This is a genomic window from Paenibacillus sp. P4_A7, assembly GCF_056402455.1.
In genome coordinates this window covers 1-8,962 of sequence record NZ_JBFUHJ010000213.1, presented here as the reverse complement: position 1 = coordinate 8,962, position 8,962 = coordinate 1, and the positions used below count along the sequence as shown (strand labels likewise).

The following is an 8,962-nucleotide window of genomic DNA, read 5'->3' as shown; positions in this document are numbered from 1 at the left end:
CGTTACTTTCACTTCGGCCGCAATTTTGTTCAAGAATGAATAAAAAACAGTTGATTTATAATCTGCTTCATTAGGCTGAATAACGATATGATCTTCTGTTGTGAACGGTGTGCGGCTCAGAACCCCTTGTTCAAAGTAATGAGTATCATTGATACCAATTCCAACATATTCAATTGGATTATCAACTAGAAATTGTTTGACACGTCCAGCTATCACACCTGGAACATCCGGATGATAAAAGTTAATTTGCGTATCATCCGCGACAGGAATATACTTTTCCCCTGCTACATCCATGTTGTAGTAATCCGGATGATCTGAGAAATACAGTTCATTCGGCAGCCAGTACCCCAGATTATGTCCGAGTGTAAATGACTTTACGCCTACACGCTCATGTCTTTCCCAGAGAGCTTGGTTCTCGAATTCCGCCATCTTGGCATTCATTTTATTTCTGGCCATCATTGATTCCGTGCCGGGATCCTCATGATATTCACCATTTGCTCCGTAACCAGTAAGATTCCACCCACGCAATTGAAACGGTGACTTTTCGCGATAATTTATCTTTTCGACATTAATCGTATCTAGTGCGTCATATAGTGTGCCGATGTCTGTAGTACTAGAGCGAGTCCATAATACTCCAGCATTTTCTTCCAGGAAGTCATATACACCGTTCAACACACCTTTATCTTCCGTTCCAATAATATAAATTCGGTTTCCTACTTTTCTAATAGCAAATCCGTCAGAATCATGTAGATAAGCAATGTCATCCCCAAATTGGCTTGCCAGGTCTGGAATCGTGTCAGGCGTTCCCAATATGATCTGATACCGCTCTGCTTCTATTTCACTTTCCAAACTCAATGTGCGAACTTCAGGCGACATAACAGAAGTCTGCAGTTCCAATGGGGGGCTATTTTCAGCAAGCAAACTGTCCATTTTCAGAGGTTCACTCTCAGTTAACGTAAGTGAAACGTCATCGATCCACAGCTTATCTGTTCCCACAATGATATAGAAGTATATCCAGACATAGTCTAACTGCTTTGTCGCATCGGGCGTATATTTCATTTCCACCTTGGACCATGTGTCTGTCACATCGAATAAAATCTGCTGTGTACCGGGACTATTCGTCCAGTCATTCCCCATTTCCATGAATTGCCCGATGACCTTCTGCCCACTAGCAGCACTGCCCTTCACCCACGCCTGCAGGGTATATTCTTGGCCCGCTTGGAGCTTAATCTGCTGATCTGTAACCGCATAAATATATTCTCTCTCTCCGAGATCGATTCGAAGAGAACTTGTGCCACTACGCGCGATCTGATTGTCCCGCACACCCGACGGCACATTCCAGCCAACAGGAAGCTCACCATTCGCCGTAGCTGTTTCAAAACCGGGATTAGTAATCAGATTCTGAGAAGGTTCTGGTTCTTCACCTGTTTCCATTAAGGTAACATCGTCGATCCACAGCTGGTCTGTTCCAGCTATGGCATAGAAGTATATCCAGTTGTAATCAAATATAGCTGTTTGTTTAGGTGTGTATTTCAACTCCACTAATGTCCATTGATCGGTCACATTAGAAACCTGTTGCCCCGAACCATCTTTGTATCCCCCATCATTCTTCATTTCCATAAATTGCGTTACAATCTTTTGGCCCGAAGGAGCACTACCCTTTACCCAAGCTCTCAGCACGTACTCGCGCCCTCTTTCTAGAATGAGCCTTTGATTCGTTGTTGCGTTAATATACTCGTGCTCACCTAGATCAATTCTGAGGGAACTCGAACCACTGCGGGCCACTTGATTGTCTCGCGCACCTGAAGGCACAATCCAGTCCTCCGGAGTATTTCCACTTGCACTAGCTTTTTCGAATCCTCCATTTTTGATCAAGTTACGATCTAGATTTACCGTCAAGGTTAATATAGTGACCGGTACATCGTCATAGCTTACCTCTATGGAAACCAAATGAGTTCCTTCCGTAATTGTGACTGGAACTGCTATCGTACCATCGATGTTTTGCCCTTGTTTCGCTCCTAAAACAATTCCATTCATTGTATTCACTGTAATCGGCCCGTTGTCCATCTGTCTCATACTGATTTGGACAGCATGGTTACTGTTATTAATAAGTGAGATATGAATTGGAAAAGTACCGCTTTTATTAATATCGAGGACATCTTCCCACAATTGCGCGCTCACTAAATTACCATCAATTTGCCCTTTATATACAGGAAGCTCGGCACCACTAACCATTTTGATCGTGCTCTGAAGTTCTTCGGCCGCAAGCATCTCCATCTTGCTAGCGAGCTTACTGACAATTATGTCCGCATTTTGAATACCCTCTTTAACAATGAAAGCCGTTGATGTTGGTGTTGGTGTTGGTGTCGACGAACCTCCATCAACTGGATTCGTTCCTTCTAATTCCTCTGTTTGTTTTGGCATCCGCTCGAATGTACTTCCTTTCCCCTTCTTACCGTATATCACTTTGTTGATCTCTCCTTGTCCAAGCACTTTAATGATTTCATTCAGAAACAGAGAAAAGATCTTCGAATCTTTATCTAAGGTGAGCTTTGTTCCGCTTGCTTGATCCGAAATGATCAACTCGGTAATTATCCCTCCTACGGCTTGTATCTCAGAGCCCTTGGACTTCACTTCCAATTTCTTGAAGCTCCCTTTCAAAATGATTTTCGATCCAACCGGCAGCACGTCCGTAAGTGTTACAACCCCAATGCCCTCCCCAGACGAATTAACGAGACCCGTTTCAATTACGGATTGGGATTGTAGAATTAGCTCAGTGATAGCTGAGGACCCCTCCAAGACGATACGAATGGTTCCTGTTTTTTTGTCGACCTGAACGATGTTCAATACGGTATCTATGAAGTAGACGCTGTGTTCTCCTCCACCATTAAGCGTAGTCTTTCCTTTCACAGTAACGTTCTTTAGCCTGACGTCTCCTTCTCCAACGCCTTCTCCTATAAGCAGATTGCCCGAAATGACCATGTTTTGCAGGGTGACGCCAGGAACATTGATGCTGACATTCCCTTTAACGGTTGTCGATCCTTTGATCGGACCATACGTCCCTGCCTTGCTATAGGACAAGCCTCTTCCGGACAGAACCCGGTCCAAAAGCACGACTGCTTCTGCTCGCGTAACCCCCTTCCTCGGCTTAAAGCTGCCATCCTTGTAACCTAATAACAGCTCACCAACTGCCGCCGCAYCTATCGCCCCTTTACTCCAGTCAGCCATTTGATTAGCATCTGTAAAAGAGTCTGCCGCTTTTGCATTCGGAGTGAGATCGGACGAGAGCAATCTTGTGATCATAACCGCCACTTCTTCGCGGGAAACGGAACGCTTCGCTCTAATTGTGCCGTCTTCGTATCCTTCTAAATAGCCAGCTCTCGCAGCAACTGACATGTCGAGATAAGCCCAGTTCGTAACAGCTAGGTCAGCTGCATGCCAATCAGGCTCCGCTTCCGTGAATCCGAAAACTCGATTGACTAACGCAGCCATTTCAGCTTTTGTGATCACTTGATCCGGGCGTATGGTTTTGTCTGGAAACCCTTGAATCAGACCATTGTCCACCCATTCGCTGAGCTGACGTTCGGCCCAGTGACCAGCCATATCTTTGATTTCACTCATCTCCATTTGAGAGGTGACATCCGCAGCAAATGCCGTATTTATCGTAGAGAACAGTAAACATAGCATTGTAAAAATCGTCGTGTATCGCTTTATTACTAATAAGCCACCCTTTACCTTAACATCATTCATAATGTAAGCGCCTCCATAACTGATTAATTAATCCATTTCAAATGTCCATAACCCCTCAAATCATTACATTCTTATCGCTTACCCCTTTGTATTCTTTTTTGCCTCACCCCCATATCGTAATATCACTTCGAATTATCTCAATTGCATGACAAATAGACTGAATATTCAGTCATTTTAATTTAGAAGTGCCATAGGCACCGCTAAAATAATTCATTAAATTAAGCTCCCTAGTCCTTACTACCCCCACTGCTCCCTATATTCCTGCGGAGTTGTGCGATTCTTTTTCTTGAAAAACCGGATAAACGAATGTGAGGAATTGTAGCCGAGTGCAGTTGCAATTTCATGAACCTTCAAGCTACTCTTCGTAAGCAGTTCCTTGGCTTTGCGATCACGCAATTCCGTTAAATAATCGGATAATCCATTCCCTGTAATCTGCTTATATAGCCTCGACAAGTACGAGGGGTTCAAGTTCACATAATCCGCCATATGTATAAGTGAGATTTCTGTTGAAATATGACTTTCGATAAATTCGTGTACCTTCCTTACAACATCATGGGTGGTTTGCTCTTGCTCTTTGATGTTCCAGGTAATGATAGCGTGTGCGAGATGTAGAAAGTAGTCGCTCCACTCCTGCCAACATATATTTTCATCAAATTTGACGAGTTTGTTCCATTCGAACTGATCTCCTAGTGCCTTTTCTAATTCGTACTTATTCACAAATGTCAGAAACACAAAGGACAACGCATGATAAAGCTCAAGTTTCTGCAAGCGTGGAATTCGATCATTCGTGAAAAGAGGGGATAATTCTTCATATAGTTGAAAAAATTGTTCCTCATTTCCGTTCTCCAGGCAATTCAGCAGCAGCGGCATCTTGCTCTGAAGCTCATAGCTTTTTTTCCGAGGCCCCTGACTCGCGATACTCTGTGATTGTTCCTCTTCAATCTGAGAAATCTTTTCATCTGTTAATAACGTGCCTCTTCGACTTCCTATTCCCCGTACGAGCAGAAATTTCAGCGCGTGGAATCGATCGGCGAGCTCAGGCCAGTCTACCGCGCGACTTCCAAGAACGAACGAGATAGATAGCTTCAATAGCTGCTGACATTTGATCTGAATCATTTCCAGCATTCCATTCACATAATGGAATGTCCTCTCCCGTTCTTCTGGCTCTACAGAATGCGGCTGCAGGATCCAAACCATTTTGGACGATTCGTACACAAGTGAGATAAGCTTGGCGGATTCAAATAAAAATTCCTCCACGATATTTTGCACGGCATAGATGATCAGCGATTTGTCGGGTGCAGTCGTAATTTCATTCCAATCGTCCACACGGCAGATTAATAGAAATACGGGTTGGTCAGCTCGAAAGGTAAGCTCAATGTTAGAGAAATGCTCAGCAAGGAGCTCGGGTCCTACCTTTTTCCCTTGCAGCAAAGCCGATAGATACTCCTTCTGCAAGGTTGGAAGGGCCATCTTCATATGTTCCTGTGCCTTCTCAACTAATCTTCTTGCATCACTCTCTTTACTAAGACTATCAATAGCCTTCTCCACTGCTTTGATAATGATATCGTCGCTTTCCGTCTTCAAAATATATTCAAGTCCACCCAGTGACAACGCACTCTGTGCGTAACTGAATTCACTATGGCTCGTTAATAAGATTACCTTACAGATCGGCCAATTTCTGCGGATTTGCTTTAACAGCTCGATTCCATTCATTCCTGGCATAAGAATGTCGGAAAGCACGATATCGATGCGTTGTTTTTTCATGAGCTCGAGCGCCTCGAAGCCAGAGTATGCTTTGTACACTTCCAACTGTAAATTTTGCTCTCTTTCGAACAGATCTGCTAATCCATCCGTTATGACCGGCAAATCGTCCACAATCAGTAATCTGTACATGTGTCACGCCCCCTCTTCTTTAAGCGCCAACCGAATCGCAACTCGTAGACCGCCCATCTTGGATCTCGACATATGCAATCCGTATTCTGCTCCAAACATAATTTGAATACGCCGATGGATGTTAATGATTCCTGTTGTATCTTCGATAACACGAGCTGACATACTCAGCCGATGATTCAATTTCTCTAAGTCATGATCCGACAAGATGCCTCCATTGTCTTCCATATAAACGATCAAATCTCCATCACTACAATCCATATGAATCCACAGCTTTCCGCCAGAAACCATTTCAGCAACCGCATACTTATAAATATTTTCAACGATCGGTTGAAAAATTAAGCGCGGCACCTTATACGGAGCAAGGTTAGGATCAAGCTTGTCAAATTGAACCTGAATTCTTTCTCCATAACAAACCTTCTGAAGCTCTACATACGTCCGCGCATGCTTAATTTCTGTTTCCAACGATACGAGATCAGAATCGTCCCTAGTGATGAATTGAAAATAGTCGCCGACATATTGACAGAATCGATAGGAAAGCTCCAGATCTTCCGATTTAATTAATCGACATAGAACAAAAAAGCAATTATACAGAAAATGAGGGTTTATTTGTGATTGCAATCTTTTCAACTCAGAACGCTGGCTGTGGATTTTCTGCTCATAGTTTTCCTGTATAAGTGTCTTTAGATGGATCGCCGTCTCATTGTATGCATTGTATAAATAACCGAATTCATCGTGACGCTGCGAATGAGCGATTGGTACAATCTCTCCCATCCGCATCCTCTTGAAGGCACCGATCAGTGTTTTTAATGGACGATGTATCATACGAAATATGGACATAGAGAAGAAAAGAATGATGAATATGGATAACACAGAAACGCCCAATATCCAGAACTGATACTTATTGATAGGATCGGTTACATGACTTTCCGCCACATAACTCACTAGATAAGATCCCAACTCTTTAGAGTAGGTGAACGAGACCAAATAAGGCACATTACCGAATTGAAGTGTAGCATAACCAGCATAAATCTCCTGTTGTTTTTGATTGGTGAAATAATTGCGAAGAGCCGTTAAAATCGAAGAATCCTGTTCATCTGAGATCATCCAATTCTGGTGCACATTGATGAGAGCAACCTTTCCTTCAGGAATGCTGATAACCTCTCTTAACGTTTTCTTCAGCCTTTGAACCGAAATTTCCACACCTACAACGAACTGCACCTTGCGGTTGGCAATTGCAGGATATTGCATACTAACAAACAGTCTGTCATCCCAATAGATGAGAGGACTTTCCTGGCTATTGTTTTTAAGCTGTAATGCTTCAAACTCTGAATTATTAATGGCTGTATCAAATGTCGAGCTTAGTATCGTTCGCTGGAGGAGAGGTAAATAGGCCCTGACCTCCGAAATGTAAATACTATTATATTTAATCAGTTGCAATCGCCGCTGAATCCCGCTGATAGAAGTCATTTTCTCGTAATCACTCATACTATCACCGCTTGTACTTAGAAACATGAGGTCTTTGTCTGCGACATATTCCGGAAGTATACGCATAATCCGCTCAACTTCCAGCTCCAGCATATTTTGATAAAACTGATTTCGGTTAGCAATTGATTGAAAAATTTCCTTTCGAATACTCTCTGAGCCCTTATTGTTGATTACAAGAGTTAACAAATACAGCGGTACCAATACAGCTACAAATGTCAGCATCAATTTAATGAAAATCGTAGGCTGCTTCCACTTTAGCAAGTTAGAGATCTTCATGATTGTTCCCCCTGCAATGATAATGTGCTTCCTTATTGTACATACACTTTATCATACAGGGGAGGAAGCAAACTATTGTTTCTCCATATTATTCCTTGACGCTGCCTAGCACGATTCCTTTAATGAAAAATCGTTGTAGGAATGGATAGACCAGCAAAATCGGAAGTGATGCCACGAAAATTTGTGCAGCACCACTCGTTCGATCTGAAATCAATCGTAGCAGCTCCGCATCCTGCGAGCTGATGAATCTCATATCTCTCTTAATAACAATCGTCTGGAGAAAGGTTTGCAGTGGATAATGCTCCGGTCTATTCATCAGCACAAGTCCATCGAACCAGCTATTCCAATGCCCTACCATTGTAAATAGTCCAACTGTTGCAAGAGCGGGCATGGACAAGGGAACAATGATGCTCCATAATGTCCGGAAGTGGCCTGCTCCATCCATTCTAGCTGATTCGTCAAGCTCCTTCGGCAAGCCTCGATAGAAATTGAGCAGCAAAATCACGTTAAACACCGAAAGCGCTCCAGGCAACACAAGCGCCCATATGGTATCCATCAGGCCGAGCTTCTTGATCGTCATGAACCATGGAATCAAGCCGCCTCCGAATAATATGGTAAATACGAAAAACCACGTATACCACGTTCTAAATTGAAATGCCTGGTTCTCTTTCGACAAAGGATAAGCCGTAATTATCGTAAGAAACAAACTAATTAATGTTCCAAGCACAAGTCTTTGTCCTGAAATGCCAAAGGCCGTCAAGTATTCTGGCTTATTCATTATGTTTCTGTAAGCGGCGGTTGTGAATTCCACTGGCAACAGGGTAACTTTACCCGCGGCTGCGGCTGCACCAGAGCTTAAAGATAAAGCGAACATATGAATTAATGGGAATATACATAGTAGAGAAAGCAACGCCAAGAAGGTGTAATTGCAAACTACAAATACTTTTCTACTCTTAGACAAGCGTGTATTCAATACCCTACCTCCTTTCTAGAAAATACGATAACCAGCAAAACGGTATGCCATCACATAGGACATGGATACAAGTATTAAGGACACTACTGATTTCAATAATCCGACTGCCGTAGCTAACCCATAATGAACTTGCTCGAAACCCATACGATAAACGAAAGTATCTATGATATCGCCACTCTCATACACGGACGGACTATACAAATTGAATATTTGCTCAAACCCCGCGTTCAAAACATTTCCAATGCTTAAGGTCGCGAGCAGAACAATAATTGGCATCATTCCCGGAAGTGTAATATGCAAGGTTTGATTCCAACGGCTAGCGCCATCTATTTTAGCTGCTTCATATAAAGCGGGATTAATACTCGTAAGCGCTGCCAAATAGACAATAGTGCTAAAGCCAAACTCTTTCCAAATGTCCGAAATCACAAGCGTATAGGGGAACCATGCATTGCTTCCAAGAAAGAAAATGGGCTTAATTCCGAACCAGCCGAGAAACTGATTGATTATCCCTGATGAAGGTGATAACAAATCGATCAAAATGCCACCTAGCAACACCCACGACAAAAAATGGGGCAGGTATACGAG

The 8,962-nt window shown here is 42.9% G+C and carries 5 protein-coding genes; all 5 read right to left on the bottom strand.

Annotated elements, in window-relative coordinates:
* Nucleotides 1–3,750 (bottom strand): DUF4838 domain-containing protein (locus AC1DWN_RS21030; RefSeq protein ID WP_477560859.1); only part of this gene is annotated, 3,750 nt, incomplete at its 3' end.
* 237 nt (nucleotides 3,751–3,987) lie between these two features.
* A complete protein-coding gene (locus AC1DWN_RS21025; RefSeq protein WP_477560858.1) occupies nucleotides 3,988–5,643 on the bottom strand; it encodes a response regulator in 1,656 nt (551 codons plus the stop codon).
* 3 nt (nucleotides 5,644–5,646) lie between these two features.
* Nucleotides 5,647–7,404, bottom strand: a complete 1,758-nt coding sequence (locus AC1DWN_RS21020; protein WP_477560857.1) for a sensor histidine kinase — start codon at nucleotides 7,402–7,404, stop codon at nucleotides 5,647–5,649.
* 88 nt (nucleotides 7,405–7,492) lie between these two features.
* Nucleotides 7,493–8,377: a carbohydrate ABC transporter permease gene (locus tag AC1DWN_RS21015; RefSeq protein ID WP_477560856.1), complete on the bottom strand. Its 885-nt coding sequence runs from the start codon at nucleotides 8,375–8,377 to the stop codon at nucleotides 7,493–7,495.
* A 15-nt stretch (nucleotides 8,378–8,392) separates the two neighbouring features.
* Nucleotides 8,393–8,962: ABC transporter permease subunit (locus AC1DWN_RS21010; protein ID WP_477560855.1), on the bottom strand; the 570-nt coding region annotated here is incomplete at its 5' end.

Bases quoted from the DNA above. Each gene is read 5' to 3' on its own strand.
- AC1DWN_RS21025 (WP_477560858.1), bottom strand. From the start codon at position 5,643: ATGTACAGATTACTGATTGTGGACGATTTGCCGGTCATAACGGATGGA.
- AC1DWN_RS21020 (WP_477560857.1), bottom strand. From the start codon at position 7,404: ATGAAGATCTCTAACTTGCTAAAGTGGAAGCAGCCTACGATTTTCATT.